Origin of the sequence: Vibrio sp. CyArs1, assembly GCF_022432925.1 — a bacterium.
Lineage (GTDB): Bacteria > Pseudomonadota > Gammaproteobacteria > Enterobacterales > Vibrionaceae > Vibrio > Vibrio mediterranei.
Window position 1 is genome coordinate 304,580 of record NZ_JAKRBO010000002.1, and the last position, 20,036, is coordinate 324,615.

21 protein-coding genes are annotated in these 20,036 nt (G+C 42.2%); 6 read left to right on the forward strand and 15 right to left on the reverse strand.

Annotation, left to right across the window (positions count from 1 at the left end; all coding sequences use genetic code 11):
- Positions 1-141: 141 nt before the first annotated feature.
- The 4 genes from nirB (at position 142) to cobA (ending at position 4,863) form a co-directional block, all read left to right on the forward strand.
- Positions 142-2,700 carry a nitrite reductase large subunit NirB gene (nirB, locus tag MMA19_RS08085; RefSeq protein WP_240205952.1) on the forward strand — a complete coding sequence of 853 codons (2,559 nt, stop codon included), beginning with the start codon at positions 142-144 and terminating at the stop codon, positions 2,698-2,700.
- A 2-nt stretch (positions 2,701-2,702) separates the two neighbouring features.
- Entirely contained in the window at positions 2,703-3,026 is a 324-nt protein-coding gene (gene nirD / locus MMA19_RS08090) for a nitrite reductase small subunit NirD (protein ID WP_006070703.1), read from the forward strand.
- 97 nt (positions 3,027-3,123) lie between these two features.
- Complete coding sequence (locus tag MMA19_RS08095) at positions 3,124-3,984, forward strand: formate/nitrite transporter family protein (RefSeq protein WP_006070704.1); 861 nt, start codon at positions 3,124-3,126, stop codon at positions 3,982-3,984.
- Between the two features lie 126 nt (positions 3,985-4,110).
- Positions 4,111-4,863: a uroporphyrinogen-III C-methyltransferase gene (cobA, locus tag MMA19_RS08100; protein ID WP_006070705.1), complete on the forward strand. Its 753-nt coding sequence runs from the start codon at positions 4,111-4,113 to the stop codon at positions 4,861-4,863.
- Positions 4,864-4,897: 34 nt separating this feature from the next.
- Here the strand turns inward: cobA and MMA19_RS08105 are convergent, their stop codons facing one another.
- Genes MMA19_RS08105 through MMA19_RS08170 form a run of 14 tightly spaced genes read right to left on the reverse strand, consistent with a single transcriptional unit; the run spans position 4,898 to position 16,512 of the window.
- On the reverse strand, positions 4,898-5,563 hold the full coding sequence (locus MMA19_RS08105) for an OmpA family protein (RefSeq protein ID WP_062459588.1): 666 nt from the start codon (positions 5,561-5,563) through the stop codon (positions 4,898-4,900).
- 5 nt (positions 5,564-5,568) lie between these two features.
- On the reverse strand, positions 5,569-7,140 hold the full coding sequence (locus MMA19_RS08110; protein ID WP_124939775.1) for a TadE/TadG family type IV pilus assembly protein: 1,572 nt from the start codon (positions 7,138-7,140) through the stop codon (positions 5,569-5,571).
- Position 7,141: 1 nt separating this feature from the next.
- Positions 7,142-7,666 carry a tight adherence pilus pseudopilin TadF gene (tadF, locus tag MMA19_RS08115; protein WP_006070708.1) on the reverse strand — a complete coding sequence of 175 codons (525 nt, stop codon included), beginning with the start codon at positions 7,664-7,666 and terminating at the stop codon, positions 7,142-7,144.
- Positions 7,666-8,151 carry a TadE family protein gene (locus MMA19_RS08120; protein ID WP_240205953.1) on the reverse strand — a complete coding sequence of 162 codons (486 nt, stop codon included), beginning with the start codon at positions 8,149-8,151 and terminating at the stop codon, positions 7,666-7,668. The genes tadF and MMA19_RS08120 overlap by 1 nt, the downstream gene beginning before the upstream one ends.
- A gap of 5 nt (positions 8,152-8,156) precedes the next feature.
- Positions 8,157-8,870 carry a tetratricopeptide repeat protein gene (locus MMA19_RS08125; RefSeq protein ID WP_006070710.1) on the reverse strand — a complete coding sequence of 238 codons (714 nt, stop codon included), beginning with the start codon at positions 8,868-8,870 and terminating at the stop codon, positions 8,157-8,159.
- A gap of 1 nt (position 8,871) precedes the next feature.
- A complete protein-coding gene (locus tag MMA19_RS08130; protein WP_006070711.1) occupies positions 8,872-9,723 on the reverse strand; it encodes a type II secretion system F family protein in 852 nt (283 codons plus the stop codon).
- Positions 9,720-10,625 carry a type II secretion system F family protein gene (locus MMA19_RS08135; RefSeq protein WP_006070712.1) on the reverse strand — a complete coding sequence of 302 codons (906 nt, stop codon included), beginning with the start codon at positions 10,623-10,625 and terminating at the stop codon, positions 9,720-9,722. The genes MMA19_RS08130 and MMA19_RS08135 overlap by 4 nt, the downstream gene beginning before the upstream one ends.
- The gene (locus tag MMA19_RS08140; protein WP_006070713.1) at positions 10,625-11,899 is read right to left on the reverse strand and encodes a CpaF family protein; all 1,275 of its coding nucleotides are present in this window, start codon (positions 11,897-11,899) and stop codon (positions 10,625-10,627) included. The genes MMA19_RS08135 and MMA19_RS08140 overlap by 1 nt, the downstream gene beginning before the upstream one ends.
- Positions 11,896-13,131, reverse strand: coding sequence for a chromosome partitioning protein ParA (locus MMA19_RS08145; protein WP_240205954.1), 1,236 nt, complete (start codon positions 13,129-13,131; stop codon positions 11,896-11,898). The genes MMA19_RS08140 and MMA19_RS08145 overlap by 4 nt, the downstream gene beginning before the upstream one ends.
- Positions 13,131-13,616: a hypothetical protein gene (locus tag MMA19_RS08150; protein ID WP_240205955.1), complete on the reverse strand. Its 486-nt coding sequence runs from the start codon at positions 13,614-13,616 to the stop codon at positions 13,131-13,133. The genes MMA19_RS08145 and MMA19_RS08150 overlap by 1 nt, the downstream gene beginning before the upstream one ends.
- A complete protein-coding gene (locus MMA19_RS08155) occupies positions 13,613-14,959 on the reverse strand; it encodes a pilus assembly protein N-terminal domain-containing protein (protein WP_240206172.1) in 1,347 nt (448 codons plus the stop codon). Before MMA19_RS08155 ends, MMA19_RS08150 begins: the two co-directional genes overlap by 4 nt.
- A gap of 14 nt (positions 14,960-14,973) precedes the next feature.
- Entirely contained in the window at positions 14,974-15,819 is an 846-nt protein-coding gene (gene cpaB / locus MMA19_RS08160) for a Flp pilus assembly protein CpaB (RefSeq protein WP_006070717.1), read from the reverse strand.
- 9 nt (positions 15,820-15,828) lie between these two features.
- Complete coding sequence (locus tag MMA19_RS08165; protein ID WP_236109842.1) at positions 15,829-16,269, reverse strand: prepilin peptidase; 441 nt, start codon at positions 16,267-16,269, stop codon at positions 15,829-15,831.
- Between the two features lie 18 nt (positions 16,270-16,287).
- The gene (locus MMA19_RS08170) at positions 16,288-16,512 is read right to left on the reverse strand and encodes a Flp family type IVb pilin (RefSeq protein ID WP_006070719.1); all 225 of its coding nucleotides are present in this window, start codon (positions 16,510-16,512) and stop codon (positions 16,288-16,290) included.
- Positions 16,513-16,838: 326 nt separating this feature from the next.
- On the opposite strand from MMA19_RS08170, the gene MMA19_RS08175 reads away from it, so the two are divergent.
- Both MMA19_RS08175 and MMA19_RS08180 read left to right on the forward strand, forming a co-directional pair.
- The gene (locus MMA19_RS08175; RefSeq protein ID WP_006070720.1) at positions 16,839-17,690 is read left to right on the forward strand and encodes a LysR family transcriptional regulator; all 852 of its coding nucleotides are present in this window, start codon (positions 16,839-16,841) and stop codon (positions 17,688-17,690) included.
- 364 nt (positions 17,691-18,054) lie between these two features.
- On the forward strand, positions 18,055-18,570 hold the full coding sequence (locus MMA19_RS08180) for a transglycosylase SLT domain-containing protein (RefSeq protein ID WP_164491409.1): 516 nt from the start codon (positions 18,055-18,057) through the stop codon (positions 18,568-18,570).
- A gap of 2 nt (positions 18,571-18,572) precedes the next feature.
- Here MMA19_RS08180 and MMA19_RS08185 read toward each other — a convergent pair whose 3' ends face one another.
- Positions 18,573-19,967, reverse strand: coding sequence for a hypothetical protein (locus MMA19_RS08185; RefSeq protein WP_240206173.1), 1,395 nt, complete (start codon positions 19,965-19,967; stop codon positions 18,573-18,575).
- Positions 19,968-20,036 lie beyond the last annotated feature (69 nt).

Genomic DNA, 20,036 nt, shown 5'->3' on the forward strand with positions numbered 1-20,036 from the left:
CTATTAACTTGTTGATTAGTTAATCACCCCACCTACCACTTTAGAGTAGTTTAAAAGTGTAATTGATTTACATCATGTTTTAATTTTCTTTCACATTTAACAATGCGCGAAGATTCGAAGAACTAACACTTAGGTATTAATATGAGCAAGATGAAGCTTGTCGTGATAGGAAACGGCATGGTTGGTCATCGTTATCTCGAGGACTTAGTCGAGAAAACCGATATGGCTAACTATGACGTCACCGTTTTCTGCGAAGAACCACGCGTCGCGTATGACCGTGTCCACCTCTCCTCTTACTTTTCACACCACACTGCAGACGAACTTTCCCTAGTTAAAGAAGGTTTCTACGAAAAGCACGGCATCAATGTCCTTATTGGTGAACGCGCAATCAACGTTAACCGCGAAAACAAAATCGTTTATTCAAGTACTGGTCGTGAAATTAAGTACGACAAGCTTATTCTCGCAACAGGCTCCTACCCATTTGTACCACCTATTAAAGGTAACGAGAACAAAGACTGTTTTGTTTATCGTACTATCGAAGACCTAAAAGCTATTGAAGCAACGGCGAAAAAGAGTAAACGCGGCGTTGTTGTTGGTGGCGGTCTACTTGGTTTAGAAGCAGCCGGAGCACTTAAAGCACTGGGCGTCGAGACACACGTTGTGGAATTCGCTCCAGTATTAATGGCGGAACAGTTAGACCTTCAAGGTGGTTTGCAACTTCGCAACAAGATTGAACGTATGGGCGTTCAGGTTCACACAAGCAAAAATACACTTGAAATCAAAGCCGAGGGTAATGAAGCCCGCAACACTATGGTGTTTGCTGACGGTACTGATCTTGAAGTAGATTTCATCGTGTTCTCTGCGGGTATCCGCCCACAAGACAAACTTGCTCGTCAGATGGGCTTAGGTGTTGCACCTCGTGGCGGTATCGAAATTAACAACTTCGCTCAAACTACTGACCAAGATATTTATGCGATTGGTGAGTGCGCTTCGTGGAACCGTACTTTCTACGGGTTAGTTGCTCCTGGTTATAAAATGGCGACAGTTGCTGTTGACCACTTGGTAGGTAACGACAGTCAGTTTGAAGGCGCAGATATGAGCGCTAAGTTAAAGCTACTTGGCGTAAAAGTGGGCTCTATTGGCGATGCAAATGGCCGTACTCCTGGTTGTAAGAGCTTCGTATACCAAAACGAAGAACAAGAAGTTTACAAGCGTTTGATTGTTTCTGAAGATGGCAAGAAGTTGCTTGGTGCAGTAATGGTTGGCGATACTTCTGATTACGGCGATCTACTTCAGCTTAAGCTCAATGAAATCGAACTTCCAGAGCACCCTGATACTTTGATTCTACCTGCGCATGCTGGTGCTGAAAAGCCGACACTAGGTGCAGATTCTCTACCTGAATCAGCCGTTATCTGTTCTTGTTTTGATGTCACTAAGGGCAAGATTGCACAAGCTGTTGCTGACGGTCACCACACGATTGGCGATATTAAAGCAGTGACGGGCGCAGGTACGGGCTGTGGCGGTTGTATCCCTCTTGTTACCTCGGTCCTTAATGCTGAACTAGCAAAATCAGGCATCGAAGTTAAAAACGACGTTTGTGAACACTTTGCTTACTCTCGCCAAGAGCTGTTCCACTTAATTCGTATCGAAGAAATCAAGACGTTCGAAGAACTACTTGAGAAACACGGTAAAGGTTACGGCTGTGAAGTGTGTAAACCTCTTGCAGGCTCTATTTTAGCGTCTTGCTGGGGCGAGCATATTCTTAAGCCTGAGCTTGTGAAACTGCACGATACCAACGACAACTTCCTAGGTAACATTCAAAAAGACGGTACTTACTCTGTCATTCCTCGTATGGCGGGTGGTGAAGTTACTCCTGAAGCACTGAAAGTGCTTGCTGAAGTGGCAGCAGAGTACAGCTTATATACTAAAGTTACGGGTGCTCAACGTATTGGTCTATTTGGTGCGCAAAAAGACGACCTTCCTGCTATCTGGAAAAAACTGATTGCGGCTGGCTACGAGACTGGTCAAGCGTATGCCAAAGCACTTCGCATGGCGAAGACTTGCGTGGGTTCAACATGGTGTCGTTATGGTGTTCAAGATTCTGTTGGTCTGGGGTCACGCATCGAGAACCGTTACAAAGGTATTCGTACTCCTCATAAGATGAAGTTTGGCGTTTCTGGCTGTACTCGTGAGTGTGCTGAGGCTCAAGGTAAAGACCTGGGTATTATCGCGACGGATGCTGGCTGGAATATGTATGTATGTGGTAACGGTGGTATGAAGCCACGTCACGCTGACCTACTTGCTTCTGACTTAGACGAAGCAACGCTAATTCAATATATCGACCGTTTCATGATGTTCTATATCCGTACTGCTGCACCGCTACAACGTACTTCAGTTTGGATGGAAAACATGGAAGGCGGCGTCGACTATCTACGTGAGGTGATCGTTGATAACAAACTTGGTATCAACGAACAGTTAGAAGCCGATGTACAACGTCTAGTGGGTGATTACAGCTGCGAATGGAAGAGCACAATTGAAGATGAGTCTCAGCTTAAACGCTTCTCTCACTTTATCAACAGCGATCTTCGCGATGACAATGTGGTCTTCGTTCAAGAGCGTGAGCAACACCGTCCAGCGACATTTACAGAGAAACACCCAGAAGCTAAGGGTGACATCCTACACGTTGAGTTGGAGAAGTAATCATGGCATTTCAAAAAGTATGTGATATCCAAGACATCATCCCTGGTACTGGCGTATGTGCATTGGTGGATGGCCAACAGGTTGCTATTTTTCGCCCAACGGCCGCTGAAGAAGTGATGGCGATCAGCAACATGGACCCGTTCTACCAATCTAACGTGCTATCACGTGGATTAATTGTTGAGCACCAAGGTGAGCTTTGGGTAGCAAGCCCTCTTAAGAAACAACGCTTTAACCTAGCAACAGGTACTTGTATGGAAGATGAGCGCTTTAGCGTGAAAGCATACAAAACTCGTATTGCCAAAGGTGCAGTAGAAGTTTCGGCGTAAGCCAAGAGACTGAATAGCCTATAGGGGTTGGAAGCTCTAGCCCCTATCACTATTCAATCTTAACTTTTTAACTTTAACTTTTAATAGGTACAATTCTATGTCTGCTGATTTTAAACCTGCGCAGTTTGTGCAAACCATGATCGACGTTGGCGAAGCGAAAACAAAAACAAGCACTCGCGACCTCCTCCTTCGTGGCACAATGGCCGGTATCATCCTGTCTTTAGCGGTAGTTGTTGCAATCACAACAATCGTCCAAACGGGTATCGGTATCGTAGGCGCACTCGTCTTCCCTGTTGGCTTCGTTATTCTAAGTGTAATGGGCTATGACCTTGTAACGGGTGTATTCGGTCTTGCGCCACTGGCTAAATTTGCTAACCGTCCGGGTATTACTTGGAACCGTATTTTCCGCTGTTGGGGACTCGTAGGTTTGGGCAACCTAATTGGTTCTCTTATCGTTGCTTACCTTGTAGCAGTTTCACTAACTGGTAACTTCTCTCTGGAACTTAATGCGGTTGCTAAAAAGTTTGTAGCGGTATCGACAGCTCGTAGCCTTGGTTTTGAGAACATGGGCATGGACGGATGGATCACCTGTTTCGTACGCGGTATCTTCTGTAACCTTATGGTATGCCTTGGCGTTATCGGCAACATGACAGCACGTTCTGTATCAGGTCGTGTGGCGATGATGTGGTTCCCTATCTTCATCTTCTTCGCACTAGTATTTGAGCATACTGTGGTAAACATGTTCCTATTCCCACTAGGTATGATTCTTGGTGCCGATTTTGGTATTGCAACTTGGTTGAACTTCAACCTAATCCCTACCATTCTTGGTAACATCGTTGGCGGTCTTATCATGACTTGTCTCCCGCTTTACCTAACTCACGCTAAAACTGCACCATCTCTAGATGCACAAGCAGACGCAGAAGTGTCAGTGAACGCTGAACCAGCGCTGAGCAAATAAGCTTATTGGGCCTCGTACTATGTGCGAGGCCTTGTTGATAGCTTCTTTGGCTATAAACAGTATTAACTTTGCCATTATCTGAGTTTTACTTTTTATATCCAAAATTTGAAATTGATAGGCATAACTATGACCACTCATCAAACATCTTTAAACACTGGCTTCGTTTCTCTAGTCGGTGCAGGGCCGGGAGACCCTGATTTGTTGACAGTGAAAGGATATCGCGTAATTCAATCGGCTGATGTTGTCGTTTTTGACCGTTTAGTCTCTAAAGAAATTCTTGCACTTGCCAAACCAGATGCTGAGATGATTTATGTGGGCAAAAAGCTCGATTACCACTGTGTGCCTCAAGATCAAATCAACCAGATCTTAGTTGAACAAGCACAGTTAGGACTCAAAGTGGTGCGCCTCAAAGGCGGCGACTCCTTCATATTTGGTCGTGGCGGCGAGGAGCTAGAAACACTGGCAGAAAATGGCATTAGTTTTGAAGTGGTTCCAGGAATTACCGCAGCGGCTGGTGCCACAGCCTATGCTGGCATCCCCCTCACCCACCGCGACCACGCTCAAAGCGTACAGTTTATTACCGGACATGTTCAAAAGGACGGCCGAGAAATTGAGTGGAGTTCACTGGCTCAATCAAACAATACACTTGTGTTCTACATGGGTCTGAAGCAAAGCGGCCGTATCACTGATAAACTAATTACCCATGGTCTTGACGAAAATACGCCATGCGCAGTGATTGAAAACGGTACACGCAAAGAACAGCGCGTTTTCCAAGGGCCACTTAACACGCTGCCTACAATGGCAAGTGAGGCTGAAAGTCCTGCATTGATCGTGGTTGGAAGTGTTACGCAACTGCATGATAAGTTGAAATGGTTCTGATATAAAAAAGCCCAGCTATCTCGCTGGGCTTTATTTATTGATTATCTACTTTCGAGTCCAACGGTATATAAACATCAGAACGTCGATTTTGAGATCGCCCATCCGCTGTTTTATTCGAAGCTAATGGCTCAGATTCACCAAATGTTTTTAACGTTGTATTCTCTTTCCTCACCCCGTTACTGGCTAGTTCATTAGCCGTTGCCGTTGCACGCCTCATCCCCAATGCTTGGTTGTACTCATCAGAACCTACCCAGTCTGTATGCCCTTCTACAGTCACCTCAAAATTGTTAGCCGCTAACTGCTTGGCGACTCCAGTTAAGGTTTTGTGAGCCAAAGGCGTGAGATTGTATTTATCAAAGGCAAAATGTACCCGCGCAACCAAGTATCCCTTTTCAGTCGGTTCACCAAACTTAGCAATGCCCAAATTCGATATGTAAGTCAAACATTCCTCGGGATTGGTAATGAGTGCAGACATCTTAAGTAACTGCCATTTAAGCTCATCATCCGTGCTGGTTTCCGTTACCTGCATATAACCTTGTCGATGTGTTCCCACACCTTCGATATCACCAATGGTTATATTATGTGAATACTCATAGTGCTTAGCTCCACAATACTCTGTAATGTGAGCACTTTCTTCATTAGCGACGGCATTGAAACTGCTAACGACTGCGATTGCTAGTATAGCTTGTAATTTCGACATCCTAATCACCCATATAAACGTGTCTCGCCTGTTCCTTGTGAGCCTTTTTGAATTAGCTCTTCGATTTTTTCTATAAACTCTTCGGTATCCGTTACATCTGTGATGTCTTCATCCGGATTTAACACACAATCTTGGAATCCACTTTGCTCCGACGCCGCAAAGTCGATGCCGATCACCGCAATATACAACCCAGGGATTTCTTCTCGAGCTTTGTCACACATACCTGCATCAACAAGCCCTTTTAGAATACCGTTGTTTGGACTTTCTACCCCATCGCTAAGCACCAAAACCATTTTGATTTTGTCATTGTACTCAGCCAACTCGTCTTCATCCGAAGTATCAGGTTTACCGGCAAGCATATGTTGAAAACCGCGTAGCATACCTTGAAATGAGGCAGTACTCCCATCAGCCCACATATCATCTATAACATCAATTTCTGTTCGATCGCTGGTAAGGTCAATAGAATAAAACTGATTCTCGTTAGAACTTCCATAACCTCTATAAAGCTCTAAACTGTCTAGACGATACTCCGTACGCGCATCTGGAAATTTGTTGATGAACATTTCAGCCACACTCAAATCAAAGTCAACATAGTCATAAACTTCAACATGATACGACCGGTCATTATCATCTTCATCAATATCAAAAACACTAACTAGCCTTTGTGCTTGTCGCCTTTCACCATTCCGGCCATTGGGACAATCATCTCGATCCTGAGAGCAATCGTATACTTCGCCAGATGTATACTCTCGCCATTTGTTCCAGTTAACGTCTTCATACGTCCGAGGAGAATCGTCTTCATCGACATCGTCTCGGTAGCGCAATTGAGTCACAGTAAACACATTGCTGCCATTAGACTCTCTAGTTCTAATATTAAACGGCACAACCGCTACACGATTATCCAACTTACTTGTGAGTTCAGGCTGGTCATCGTCAGCGCAATAGTCTTCGTTAGTTGCTGGATCAGTTTGTATGTCACTACAGAGCAACTTATCAGCAATCTCTTTAACCGCGACTTTTAAGTCAGCGATCTTGCAGTTCGTCGCGGTACACGGGTCACTTGAATTCCCGCCCCATTGCCAACTCATAGAGCCTGAAAAGTCTGAAACAAAAACGATATCTATATTCTTATCGCCTAGGTTGAACGGGTATTTTTTGGCAACAGCGACCCCTTTTAGATCTTGGGTTTCTCCAAACACTGGTATCAGGTTGCTAGCAAACCAAGAATTATGATTAGTCGTTGCTTCAACCGTATATTGGATAAACTCATCCACATCATTTTCTGGGTCAGGGGCTTGATAAAAACGCGTAGCTACTACTGTTTCACTGTTAATGTCTCTGACGTAATCTCGGATATAGTCTTTTGCCATTTCATTCGCGTTAGCAGATTGGTCCTCTATTGTTACTGCTGAAGCAGCGGCTTGTGCTGCATCTCGTAAGCGATTCGTTTCTTGGATGTATCGCGTACCTTCGACAGCAAAAAACGTCATTCCCAGTACTGGAATAAGTGTAAATGCCATCCAAACGGCTGCAATTCCTCGTTGCCGCCGTGCACACTGTCTACATATACTACTCATGCTACCTCCCCGCCACGACTGAGCTAGATGTGATGGTTAAAGTAGGCGATCCAGTGTTTCCCCAAAACCGCGCGAACCAAGAGTCCCTTTGCTCACACAGTGATACTTGATATAAGGAATAAACCGTTTCATCTTCGGTGGGAACAAGGTCCGACTTTTGGTCGATCGATGTAGTTTCACAGCCCATCGCTCCATATTGGACACTGGTGTAACTATCCACCGTCGCGGTGTTATGCAACGCTTCTATCTTTATCGCTATGTCTGCTTCTGCCGTATCAAGCATCCTAGAAGCTAAGGCATGCATGTCATCTCTATCACCGTCACTAAGAACCAGACGATCATTATAGAAACGAGCGCGCTCTTTAAGGATGTTAGCAAGAGCAAAACTCGCCCTATCTAACTGAGCTCTTACCAAAAGTTTATGACTGATATCCGTCGTAAAAAGGAAAATTCCAATTAAAACAATAACAACTAAAGTAAGCTCAATAATGAACGTGCCTCGTTGGTTTTTATGAGAGTACTTCATTATTCTCCCTCCCACCCCTCGTGCTCTAGTGTCAACACAGTTGTTCTGGAAATAGTTTTTTCAGATGCACCGAGGACATTGAGTATTGGGGTGTATTGATAATCCAAGGTTATCTCCGCCAAAGCGTAGCCCTCTTGAAAACCATCATCGTCTTCCGAAAAGCCTACATCATCGACAAAGTCCCTATATGAATTGAAATATTTCCCTGTAATTTGAAAATTCTCCTGTGGCGCTAGATAACTCCATAGCTTGCCATCAGATGTAATCAGTTCATCAAGCCTATTTTTATAACTGTCATGGACACTAGAACCTTCATAGACCTTTGCATTTCTTACTGTTTCTCGAAGCGAATACTCCACCAAATTGGTTACGTATATTTGATAGCTTGCTTCAATAATCAACAACGTCGTTAATATCAGCGCAACCGCTCCTACAGCAAACTCAACAGTTGAAGTTCCTTTTTGACGAGAAATCCGAATAAACATAACTACTACCCATCAGATTTGTAGAGCTGTCGTGATATCTTCGACACTTGGCTGTCGCTATACTCATCATTTAACAGCTCTCTGGCTTGATCAATTCTTCCCAGTTTAAAGAACGCTATAGCCAAGTTTGCTTTCACCACTTGATTGCTTGGATTTTCTTTAAATACCGGTGTGAGTAACTGAGTTACTCTGAAGTAATCACCTTTCGCTAAATACACTACTGCTAAATTGTTTTTTATTATTAGATCATTATGACCTTTCAGTCTTGCTGTATTAAATTCCTGCTCGGCTTGATTAAACTTGTCCTGCTTACTATAAGTAATACCTAAAAGTACGTGAATATCGCTCGATGTATTACCCAAGTTCAAAGATTGCTTGTAACGAGTTTCAGCATAGCTGTTCTCACCCATCTTATCGTGGATCTGGCCACGCAGTTGGGCAAGCTGCCAATTCTGCACTCCGTCATTTAATAAATGATCTGTATAGAATTGTGCCGACTCAATATCACCTTTATCAAAATACACTTTCGCAAGTTCTTGGGTAATTTGATTATCTTCAGGTTTATTTTGCAAATGCCCCTTATAGTGCTGAATAAGTCCGTCATGATTGTCAACACGCTCCATGCTGTTAACAATGTCTTGATTACTAGGCGTTGAGCTTGACACACAACCGAATAGAAAAATGGTTACTATACAAACCAAGATACCTCGAATATCCATATCATTTCCTTAGGTCCGTGAAGTCTAGTTGCATCACTCCAGGTGCAAGAATTAAAATTACGATTGGAAACATAATGAGAAGTATTAAAGGAACGCTCATTTTGGCGGAGAGTTTCCCAACCTTCTCTTCAACTTTTAACAATTGAATCCGACGCATATCTTCAGCTAAATCACTCAAAATATTGGCAACCGATGTACCGTATTGAAGGTTTTGAATTATGGTTAAAACAAAGCTCTGGACCTCTGGTGCCGGCAAGCGATTGTTTAAGTCATTAAGTGCTTTTTCAATGCCATGGATTTTTCCTGCATCTGATGTTTTCTTGATTTGATAGCTAAGATCACTATCAAATGCCGCCAATTCTTTATGCAAGTAATCAAAAGAAGCTTCGATTGTCATACCCGTTTGAACGCATACAGACATGATATCTAATACGTACGGTAAGTTTCGTGAAATCTTTCTGACCATTAACTTCTTTTTGATATCGAGAATTATATCTGGAAGAATTATTACCGTTATCATAACAACGACAACTGCAACTACTTTATAAAGCACTGCTATATTTAAGAATAATATTGCTAACGATATACATACTGCGACAGCAAATTTAGTGGGTAGATAGTACTTTGCCAGATTTTTGTTGTAATAACCTGCATCAAGTAACTTCTGCTCTAGTTCCTTTCGTTGTTCTTTCGCAAAGCCAATAATTATACGATTACTCTTTACTGGGCTTAGTGTTTGCGACTTAGAAATAAATGATTTGATTTTTTTCTGTCTGCCATTGACCTTTACCATTTCAAAAACTAAAAAGGTAATGGTTAAAGTAATCACTAATAAGCTCATCAAAATGATCATAATCTTACCGCCTTAACCAATAACCAAACGATAAACAGGCCGACAAGCTCACTACCTACAACGTAATACAATACCCAAACACCTTTGGGATCATGGAGGATGTAGTTAATGTTATCGGGATTCACGTTATAGAGTATGACTGCAAAAATAACAGGAATCGCTGCGACGACTTTGGCAGAGATCCTTGCCTCAGAGGTCATCGCCATTTTCTTAGTCTCCATCGTTCTCGCGTCGACTAAGACTCGAATCAGGCGCGCTAAGACCCCTCTCAACTGACCTCCTCGGCTCATATTCGCTCTGATAGCAATAGTAAAGAAGATAAACTCAGGATAAGGAAAACGCTTAGCGGCACGCTGCAACACTTGGTCTGGCGACTCACCGAGCTTGAGCCGATCCCCCATATTTTTGAATTCCCTACCTACCTCATTATCAAGATTCTGACCGACAAAACTGACGGCTTGCATTAGGCTTTCACCCGCGGTCACCGCACTCATTAACACATTAAGTGCATCCGGAAACGTTTGTTGAAACTGAACTCGACGACGATTTGATAGCCATTGGTATCCTAGAAACCAAAACACTAACAGTGCGACGACAAAGACAACAATCTGATTAGCACTCAGTACTTCAAACGCAATGTACCAAGCAGCAACCACACTAGCCACAACGAACAGCCCGACCATGATGTTGGCACGTGGTCCCAATGTTTGAACTGAGAATTTAAATGACTCTTGAGCTTGCTTGATCCCTTTTTTAGGCACTAATGTACCTAAGTTAATCGCAGAGGTTAGTTCTTCTTGCGTGCCTGTGTCAGGGAAATACTGCGCGACCTTGTCCTTCTTGCCCATGGCCAAAAGCATTGCTACGACACCGAGTAATATGAACGAGATCCAAATAAGCATTATCTTACTCCATTAAAAGACATCATCAGCTCTTCGTATAAACCGTAGAACTGTGACTTTTTCACCAACTCAGAACGCTGCATAATCCCTTGAGTAAGAAACGATCCTTTGACATTTTCACCATAGCCTGACTCTTCATACTTAAAGCGATAGATTTCTTCCATCACCACATTCTCGCCCTCTAGGCCAACAACTTCTGAAATGCTAGTGACTTTTCGAGAACCGTCTCTCAATCGATTTACTTGCACAATAAGTTGGACTGCGCTGACAATAGAACGCCTTATGGCATCTAAAGGTTGGTTGAGGTTAGCCATCATTATCATAGATTCAACACGACTAATGGCATCTCGAGGAGAGTTAGCATGAAGCGTCGACATTGAGCCATCATGGCCTGTATTCATGGCCTGCAACATCTCAAACGCTTCAGGGCCACGACACTCCCCAAGTATGATCCGATCCGGTCTCATCCGCAGCGCATTTATCACCAAATCCCGCTGCGTCACTACGCCCGTTTCCTCAATACTGGCTGAGCGAGTTTCTAGTCTCACCAAATTAGGCTGTTGTAATCGTAGCTCCGCTGCATCTTCTATCGTTACGATGCGTTCATCGTCTTCGACATAATGCGATAAGGCGTTAAGTAACGTCGTTTTCCCAGAACCCGTACCACCTGAAATGAGAATATTCATCCGACAACGTGAGGCTATAGATAGTACTCTCGCCATGTCTAATGACATCGAACCTATCTCGACAAGCTCTTCGACGCCAAAGTTCTGTTCTCTGAATTTTCGGATGGAGATAGAAGTGCCATCAAGGGCAATAGGAGGAATAACAATGTTTACACGGCTCCCATCTTCCAGTCGAGCATCGACGGTTGGAGAGAGCTCATCAACGCGTCGACCAACCCTAGCAGCAATAAGTTTCGCAATGGCTAAAACCTGTTCTTCACTCACAAATGAAATATCAGAGCGGTGTAGTTTGCCGTTTTTCTCGAAAAACACATCCGTTGCACTGTTGACCAATATATCGGTTACGGTTGGGTCATCAACTAACGATTGAATGGGCCCAAGTCCAAACAACTCGTCCATCATGCTTTTAACGAGGCCACTTTTCATCATCGCTGTAATCGGACGTTCGAAGTTGTTCGCAAGCACATCCACAGCATTGCGAATTTGATTCTCAACCTCTTTTTGACTTAGCGTTTGTATTGCTTCAGGATCCAATGCTTCAAAGATTTGCGACCGAAACGCTACGTAGACTTCCTTGTTTGAACTCATCTCCATCCCAACCTTTGTAAAATGCCCCTATTAGTGTTAATTGGTTGGCCGTTAACTAAACGCGCCAGCTGGTCAATGGATCGATTCACAGAACGATCATGCTTGTACACACGCTTGCCATCGATTTGAAGATGAGCAAGTTGTTTACAGTATTCGACGTCCAAATCGACGCTTGCGCCCAGAAATTTTGTGACATCATCATGTGCGATTGGGAAGTTATTATTAGGTCGGTGATGATTTACCACAGTAACAATTCGAGTCCGTTTCTTGGTTAGGTCTCGCGAGGTATCAATATCTGAAATAAGTGCTTTAGCTTTTCTAACTGCGGTAACTGTTGGCTCGATGACAATGGCGATAACATCGTAATTTCTTACTAACATGTCGCAATCGAGTGGGAAATCAACGCTGCCCGAATAATCCTCTACAATGAAGTTAGTGTTATGAACTAAAAGTTCACAAAGTGTTTGGTTGTAATTCAACAAGTCCTTTTGGTCTGCACTTCCTTGAAGCGACAACAACCGAAGCTCAGGAGATACCGAAGTTAGGTAGCTTAACGCTCCTTCCAAATCAAGCTCGTGGAGAGGGACAGATAGCTCATCGACCTGTCTCGCAGAAAACTCTGTAAGACCTAATAAGACATCGGTTCCACTTCCATTGTACTGATGGTCAACTAATATAGTGTCTACGCCTTCGCCAGCCAGTTTGTTCCCAAGCTCCGTAGCAATAAACGACGTACCTACTCCACCCTTGCTACCTACAACCGCTACTCGCTTCGCTCTCCTTTCTTTACTCACCCCTTTTTGAGCTTTCAAATCATTGTTCACATGCATTACAAACTCAGCGAACTCATACTTGTTAATAGGCCAAAAAAGATAGTAGAAGCCCATCTCTTTCAAGCTTCTCAGCGTCGAGATGGCATCTTCTTTACCTATAACGATCACGCCTTTATGGGTTGGAAGTTTGGCCGCTACCGCTTGCGCATCCGCGACAACATTCGATGATTCATTTAGCTCCAAGAGAATTAAGTTACTCTCTTGTTTCGAATAGAACTCGCTGTCTGCTTTATGTTGTTGTATACCAGTGGGGCAATCCCACCCTTCAAACTCAAACAGCTCTTCCACCAAATTTCGACATTCATCCGTTTGATAAACTAACGAGCAAGTAATATTGGAACTCGACGTTCCAACTTGCGGTTTGTTTGACTCCGGAAGTTTTTTAGTGATATCGAACATTAGATTCCCTCCACCAGACGTTCTTTATGAGCCACCTGCTGAACTCTTGCCGCTTCTGAAAAACAATTCCTGCTGCTATTCTGAGTTTCGATTTCAATCGGTTTGCATTTGGCTTTAGCTAAATTATGAAATGTCACTATCACCTTGATATCTGAGCTGAGAGCACCGTTCTTGGTCATTGAAAACGCGTCCGCTCGATAAGGTAGATATTTGAGGTCTTTCATCGAATCCTTCAAGATCGACTTTGCAGTATTATTTTTGTATTCAATGACATAAGTTGGACCAGTATCAATGTCGTCGATCGTGTCAAAGATTTGAGCCAGTTTTTTCGTTGCTTCAACCTTGTCTCTAGCCGTAAACTCGTACACATGGGTCTCTGGATAAACAAGATACTCCGCCCCTTCTCCGTTGTAGTAACGTTCACTGCATCCCAGAAGTAGCAACAAAGGCAGTAACCAAATTGAGGTATTTATTGAAATATTCATTGGATAAACCCTCCTTTGGATAAGAGCTCAATCGTAGGGCTTGACCCTTCATTCGTTTCTTCCGGCTCAGAGATATTCAACCAACGGCGTAAAGTATTGGTTTTGGTGATGTACGGAAGTTGGATGTCTTTTCTTTTCATTGGCTTAACTAAGTTCACCGTTGCGACAATGATCAGTTCTGTTCGACGTCTGTCTGTGGAAGACTTTCTAAACGCCGCACCAAGTACTGGTATATCGCCAATGAGGGGAGTTTTTTGAATCTCTTCAAAGTCTGCACTACTCATAAGACCACCGAGCACAAAGCTATCACCATCACCTAGCTCTATGGTGGTCATAGCTCTGCGTGTCGCTAATTGAGGCACCTCAATACCCGCAGCTCTGATATAACGCTCAATTTCACTTACTTCTGGAAAAAGCTGCATTCGTATCTTTTCTTCAGTTAGCACTTTTGCAGTAAGGTCGAGTTTGATACCAAACTCTTTAAAGGTGATATTTACGTTGTTATTGGTAGAGACAATCACCGGGACTTCCCCACCTACGAGGAAACTTGCTGATTCGCCTGAGATAACAGTTAGATTGGGCTCAGCAAGCACTTGTGCGACGTTTTCATTGCCAAGCGCAGTAATGAGAGTTGTTAAGTCTGCAGCTTCAAATTGCTGGAACAAGAACTGGCCAACGTTGGCACCAAACGAAGACCAATCGACACCTACCGTCTCAGCGAAACGCTCAGTCACTTGGGCTACGGATATTTTTACATTGACTTGTTGCACGGTCGCCACTTCAAGTCGTTCTATTATCCCATCCCACGTCATGTTCCTCTCAAAGATCATACTCTCTGGTTCTTCGATCGAAATATTGTCGTTCTGGAACTTTAGCTTCTGGACTTTATCCCATTTCTCTAGTTTTTCTCGACCGAGTAAAGTTGCAACAAGTCGATAAATATCGTCTCTTTCTCGTTCAGAGTTTACGATACCACTCACTGCAACTTGGTTACCTACGGACTCAATTTTCACACTAGTATCAGGGAACAATAGCGCGACTTGGCGACGCACTTGACTCAGGTCTATGTCAGCTATGATGCGTTCGGAATAGAGCAATTTTTCTGATTCGCCATAAATCATCAACCTTGCCTGACCGACAGCTTTTGAGAATATTACGATGGAGTTTTCATTAATAACGTTGTAGTCCACAATATCGGGATCACTTACAAAAACTTTAGTGATTCTCTCACTAAGCTCTATATTTTTAGCATCATTTACAGTTATGTAAGTTTCACCCGAGTAAGCTATTGATGATAAGAAGAAACTCAGTAAAATTACGGTGAGACGATATCCATACCTCATTATTTTGTAGTCCATTACAAATCCCCTCCAAAACGGTCGTTTCCTGAGGGCGAGCCCCTTAGCTCCTCTACGCCAATATAGTTGTCCATAACATTTCTGACATCCGCATATACAGGCTCTTGATATTCACGGCTTCGATAAACTTCGAGATGCATCGTTCGTTGCGCAAGAGCTAACCGAGCCACTTCCTCAGGTGGAATTTCAATAATAATGGTGGTAAAACCATCCTCTTTGTTTTCTGATACTGGTTTAACACTTTGCTCTTCTTCCGAACCGCCCATGTTTAACACTTTGATATTTTGCAAAAATAGGGTTGCCGTGACACCTCTAAATTTAATTGGTTTCTCACGCTTTCCTGATAAGTTATCTTTAGGAGAGCTTACTGTAAGAATATCAATATGTTCTCCAGGGCGAATAAAGTCGCTGATAAGGTTTTTACTGCTCACCACAAGTGGGTAAAGTGTCATGCCTTCGGTAACAAGAAGATCAATATACCCTGGGGCATCTTTTTTAGTGAGCATCTCGGGCAGAATAAGTTGACCCGATGAAATGGGGGTATTGAATAATGTTGTAGGGTCAAAATCCAATTCAACATCAGATCGGATACCTTCATCAAGAGCAGAAGTGAGTAATAATTGCTCTCGCTTGACCTTGGATGAATTAATTGGCTCGCCTCTAGAAATAGATTCGGTAGACCGCCAAACGGTCACATATTCTGCCTTAGGTTCGATGGTAGGAGTCGCTGCTTGTTTTTCTTCTACCACTGGCTGTTGTAGGGGCTTATTCATGCTTGAATAAACGCCAAGAACCCCAATTAATATTGCTAGAAATGCGACAGCAAATATTATCTTCGACTTCATAATGTTTACCTATATATAAATATATATCAGTGGTAAGCAGAAACCCATAGATATTGCAACTCCATAGGGTAATCCGCGTTGATCTTTCTTCGCTGAAATTAGGCTAAAGCGGTATTGCGATAATCGAACGACGGCTAATACACCACCAAATATCATCGTTAACCAAAGTGCTACTACTGTTATAACACTAGGTAATGCCAACGCTAATATTGCTATTAACTTAACGTCACCACCACCCATCCAGCCAAAATAGAAAGTCGTTAGCAGAATGGTAATTAGAAGAAAGTAATTGAAAAGGTATTCTGTTGTATAATACTGAAACCCAAGTGATAGTGACAATACTGCTAGCATCGCGATGTAAGAGTTTGGTATTGTTCTTTTCCTAATATCAGAAACTGAAATCAGTACCAATAGAACAACGATTGATGCTAGCAGAATGCTATTAAACACCAGATCACCACTGTGCAACTAAGGGGCGGTTAAACCAGTAGTGGTGTTAATGTCGCCTGATATTGCAGCAAACGCTTGTTGAAGCTCTCCGAGCATATTACCTTCACCAAACACCAAAACTGCAGACAAGAGTACAGCCATAGCCACCGCTATCAACCCATACTCAATTGCGGTAACACCGCGTTCATCATTCTTAAGCGTGGTCAAAAATGACAAAGCTTTTACGTATAATGTCATCAACATAATCCTATTCCTTTTATGACTGTTTGCCCTTGGCATTAGTAAAGGTAGGCATTGGATCACCGTCTCAAAAGTGAACGCTATCGGAATTACCGATAGCGTTTGAGAAAAATAAATAAACTATTTTTAGTAGTTTATAATTAGGAATAACTAAACCTTCGCAATTTTCAATATCTTACTTTTCAATTTCTTAATTCTCATTAAAAATTAAAATCTCAAATCGCCCACTTATAGTGTGACGCAAATCACACTATTCTCAATATGACATTCTATTTGCAAATAGACTGTTACGCTTAAATCGTTACTTTACATTATCGTAGAGCGTATGTATGAAGCTACCTTTCGACAATTTGCTATCGTTTCACTCCGTTGTTACTAATGGTTCATTTAGCAAGGCCGCCAGAAAACTTGCTAAATCTCAGTCAACTATTAGCGGCGCCGTCAAAAACCTAGAGAATGAGCTTGGGTATGATTTATTAGAGAGAAAAAGCAACTCTATTGAATTGACTTCTCGAGGAAAGAAAATTTTTCAATTAGCAACACCAATTGTGTCAAAATATATGGAACTTATTAATGTTGCAGAAGCACTGAGCTTTAAAGATGAAAGTAAATTAAGGATAGGTATCGACCCACTCGTGTTTGACCATAATGTCAAGCACACACTGATGGAGTTTTCTGAAATCTATCCTGATACGGAACTTACAGTTGTCACAAAACCGAGCTATATCCTTGGGCAATACATTAACAACCATCAAATAGATATCGCCATAGGCAACCCTTACCATAAGACAGAGTTTGACTTCAACGTCGATGAGTTATTCTTGGTTAATTGTCATTGGATTGCACATAAGGATTTCTCTGAAAGCGATAGCTATATATCCGCAAGGCTTTTGCTCATCGACGGTAGCGAAGACATCATTGATATCTCCAGTATTGCTCGGCACAATATTTGGGTTCTGGATGATACCTCTACAATTCTAGAGCTATGTTTAGCAAAAAAAGGAATAGCGTTTCTTCCTCAGCACCTTGTTGAAAATCATATAAAAAGAGATTCAATTATGATGATTAACGATCAAACATTACTATTTGGCCGACAGATATATGCATCACTAATTTGGTCTCAACATGGTGATTACAGCATTCACCATCAATGGCTACATGATCGATTAAGAAAGAAATAACATGTTTCCTTAGTAGTATCAAAACCAATACACTCCATTTTTCAAAAGAACGCTAAGCTTAAATTTTAGGTTTCTTGCTTGCTATTCTCTTATGCTAATAATTTCACGTAGTATCCTGTACCTATTGTTAACGGTAGTTTTTCTACTATATCAAAATAAAGTGTATGGAAAGCAATACATAGAGGTTGTCTCGGACAACAGTTCTTCTTCAGAGAAACTCAAGAGTCAAAGCTCGGCTAAATCAAGATTGACTACAATTAATCCATCTCAGTCTAATCATAATATTATCCAACTTCGTGGAGGCAGGAGTCAAAATCAACCTCTCCCCTCGCCCAATATCACAGCGGGTGGTGTTAAGAGCACTTTGTATCAACCAATTATCCGCGCTTCTTCAGAAAAATGGAACGTTGATGCCAGTTTGATTTATGCTGTAATCCATGTCGAAAGTTATTTTAATCCTACAGCACAAAGCCCTGCTTATGCGTACGGACTAATGCAGATAACAGAAGATGGAGCGGCGCAAGAAGTCGCAAAAAGATACAGAGGGGGTGTGAGCTATTCCATTCAACAAATCTTTGACCCTATAACTAACATCGATATCGGAACTGCTTACCTTAGTATTCTTGATACCGTGTACCTTCGCAATATAAGAGATCGAAATTCTAGAAAGCTACTCGTCATAGCAGCTTACAACTGCGGCCTTAGCAATCTGATGAAATATGGATTCGATACCCAATCTTTATCACACCTTACTTTTAGAGTCAGTCAACTCACTACTGAGCAACTTTATGTTAAGCTGACTAAAGAGTTTCCAATAAAAGAAACGCGCAACTATGTTGCGCGTGTCGTAGAAATGCAAAGTCGATATCTAAACCGATAAGGTTAGTTCATACTTAGCATGCAAATAAACCTATTAGTATCAAAAGCTTTATCTAGTTCTTCATGTTTTTCCGAAGAATACACCTTACCTTTTTGAGTCCAATAATCTCCAGGTGCAAGGTCCGTATATAGCTCTAAATACTGATAAGCGGCTTGCGTTGGTAGTTTAGAAGACAAACGTTGCTCACAATATTGAATAGCGTCTTCACGATTTAGGAATAGATCATGAGACTTTTTGTTCCCCTGAAATCTCGGTGATAAATAGGTAAATGCCTGATCTTTATAAATTACCTTATTAGTATAATGCGTTTCATTTTTTGAACTAGCTGATGTCGCTTCCTTAATCTTGCTTGGATTTAGAACGCTTTTAGTAAACTTTGTTTTATGACTGCTGGGTATGGTACGACTGATCGCATTGCTCGTTTCCTTTAAAACAAGCTTGTCCGAGCTTGTTTTGCTAGCAAATGGGAAGAAATAATCTCCACCATTCTTTAAGTTAAGTTTTAGCGACTGTGCTTTTCCATTATTTACAGCACGCACGCTGTAGACTCCGACATAATTACCAGTTACATCAACACGTTCACCAGAACCGACCTTCTGGTCGTTAATATAAAAACTTGTTTTAGAGGAGTTAGATCGAAACACAAAACGCACATTATCCAAGTTTAGTGCTTTCCTAAGCTCAACTTCAGTGTTAGTGCTGTAACTGTGTTTATAACTCGCATCAGCAATGAAGCTTAAATCACCATTTAACCTTTGTGTTGCATCGACCACTCTGAATCCAGTGAGTTTAATACGAGATAAACCACCTTTGCTAATTACAAATGCATTTTTTATCGACGGTAGATTTCGGTTTACACAAGTCGATAGGCTCTCCGCCACATTACATTGCAAACTACCCTCATATGTATCTTTAACTACTTGCTTAGCTTCATTCATATGACGGCTTTTTATTTGCTCATATAGAGCGAGAATTGCATCATTCTTAACCCTTTCAACCTGAGCGGCTTGTTGCTGGCCATGAGACAGTTCTTTTTTAGTTTCAGCAAGTTGCTTTACTGCAGTCTCTATCTGATGCTTCATTGAGTTGACTTTTGCTGATAAGTTACGAAGAGTCAGAATCAACGATTCGTCGTAGACGCCTTCCACCAGTTTATCCTTAAGCCTAGACGTCTCTGATTTTATCATTTCTATATTGTTGTCGAGCTTGATCTTGGTTGATTCAATGTCTGCATTCAACTTATTAAATCGAGCTATATTCTCATCGATTCTCAACTCACTGTATTGCTGCTCATACGAAGAGTTAATGTTGTTTAACTTGTCTCGTTCTTCAAAATCAATAAGCTCCGACGCTGCAACGACACCACTCCAAGTCATCACAACCATAATGGCGATCATTCTTTTGTATCTATCCACTGCCACTCTATTGCTATCCACCATGACTCCATTCAGTTTGATGTGGCAACT

Bases quoted from the DNA above. Each gene is read 5' to 3' on its own strand.
- MMA19_RS08155 (WP_240206172.1), bottom strand. From the start codon at position 14,959: ATGAGGTATGGATATCGTCTCACCGTAATTTTACTGAGTTTCTTCTTA.
- MMA19_RS08095 (WP_006070704.1), top strand. From the start codon at position 3,124: ATGTCTGCTGATTTTAAACCTGCGCAGTTTGTGCAAACCATGATCGAC.
- MMA19_RS08170 (WP_006070719.1), bottom strand. From the start codon at position 16,512: ATGTTGATGACATTATACGTAAAAGCTTTGTCATTTTTGACCACGCTT.
- MMA19_RS08140 (WP_006070713.1), bottom strand. From the start codon at position 11,899: ATGAGTTCAAACAAGGAAGTCTACGTAGCGTTTCGGTCGCAAATCTTT.
- nirB (WP_240205952.1), top strand. From the start codon at position 142: ATGAGCAAGATGAAGCTTGTCGTGATAGGAAACGGCATGGTTGGTCAT.
- MMA19_RS08175 (WP_006070720.1), top strand. From the start codon at position 16,839: ATGAAGCTACCTTTCGACAATTTGCTATCGTTTCACTCCGTTGTTACT.
- MMA19_RS08150 (WP_240205955.1), bottom strand. From the start codon at position 13,616: ATGAATATTTCAATAAATACCTCAATTTGGTTACTGCCTTTGTTGCTA.
- MMA19_RS08120 (WP_240205953.1), bottom strand. From the start codon at position 8,151: ATGTTTATTCGGATTTCTCGTCAAAAAGGAACTTCAACTGTTGAGTTT.
- nirD (WP_006070703.1), top strand. From the start codon at position 2,703: ATGGCATTTCAAAAAGTATGTGATATCCAAGACATCATCCCTGGTACT.
- MMA19_RS08125 (WP_006070710.1), bottom strand. From the start codon at position 8,870: ATGGATATTCGAGGTATCTTGGTTTGTATAGTAACCATTTTTCTATTC.
- MMA19_RS08185 (WP_240206173.1), bottom strand. From the start codon at position 19,967: ATGATCGCCATTATGGTTGTGATGACTTGGAGTGGTGTCGTTGCAGCG.
- MMA19_RS08135 (WP_006070712.1), bottom strand. From the start codon at position 10,625: ATGCTTATTTGGATCTCGTTCATATTACTCGGTGTCGTAGCAATGCTT.
- MMA19_RS08145 (WP_240205954.1), bottom strand. From the start codon at position 13,131: ATGTTCGATATCACTAAAAAACTTCCGGAGTCAAACAAACCGCAAGTT.
- cpaB (WP_006070717.1), bottom strand. From the start codon at position 15,819: ATGAAGTCGAAGATAATATTTGCTGTCGCATTTCTAGCAATATTAATT.
- MMA19_RS08110 (WP_124939775.1), bottom strand. From the start codon at position 7,140: ATGAGTAGTATATGTAGACAGTGTGCACGGCGGCAACGAGGAATTGCA.
- tadF (WP_006070708.1), bottom strand. From the start codon at position 7,666: ATGAAGTACTCTCATAAAAACCAACGAGGCACGTTCATTATTGAGCTT.
- cobA (WP_006070705.1), top strand. From the start codon at position 4,111: ATGACCACTCATCAAACATCTTTAAACACTGGCTTCGTTTCTCTAGTC.
- MMA19_RS08130 (WP_006070711.1), bottom strand. From the start codon at position 9,723: ATGATCATTTTGATGAGCTTATTAGTGATTACTTTAACCATTACCTTT.
- MMA19_RS08105 (WP_062459588.1), bottom strand. From the start codon at position 5,563: ATGTCGAAATTACAAGCTATACTAGCAATCGCAGTCGTTAGCAGTTTC.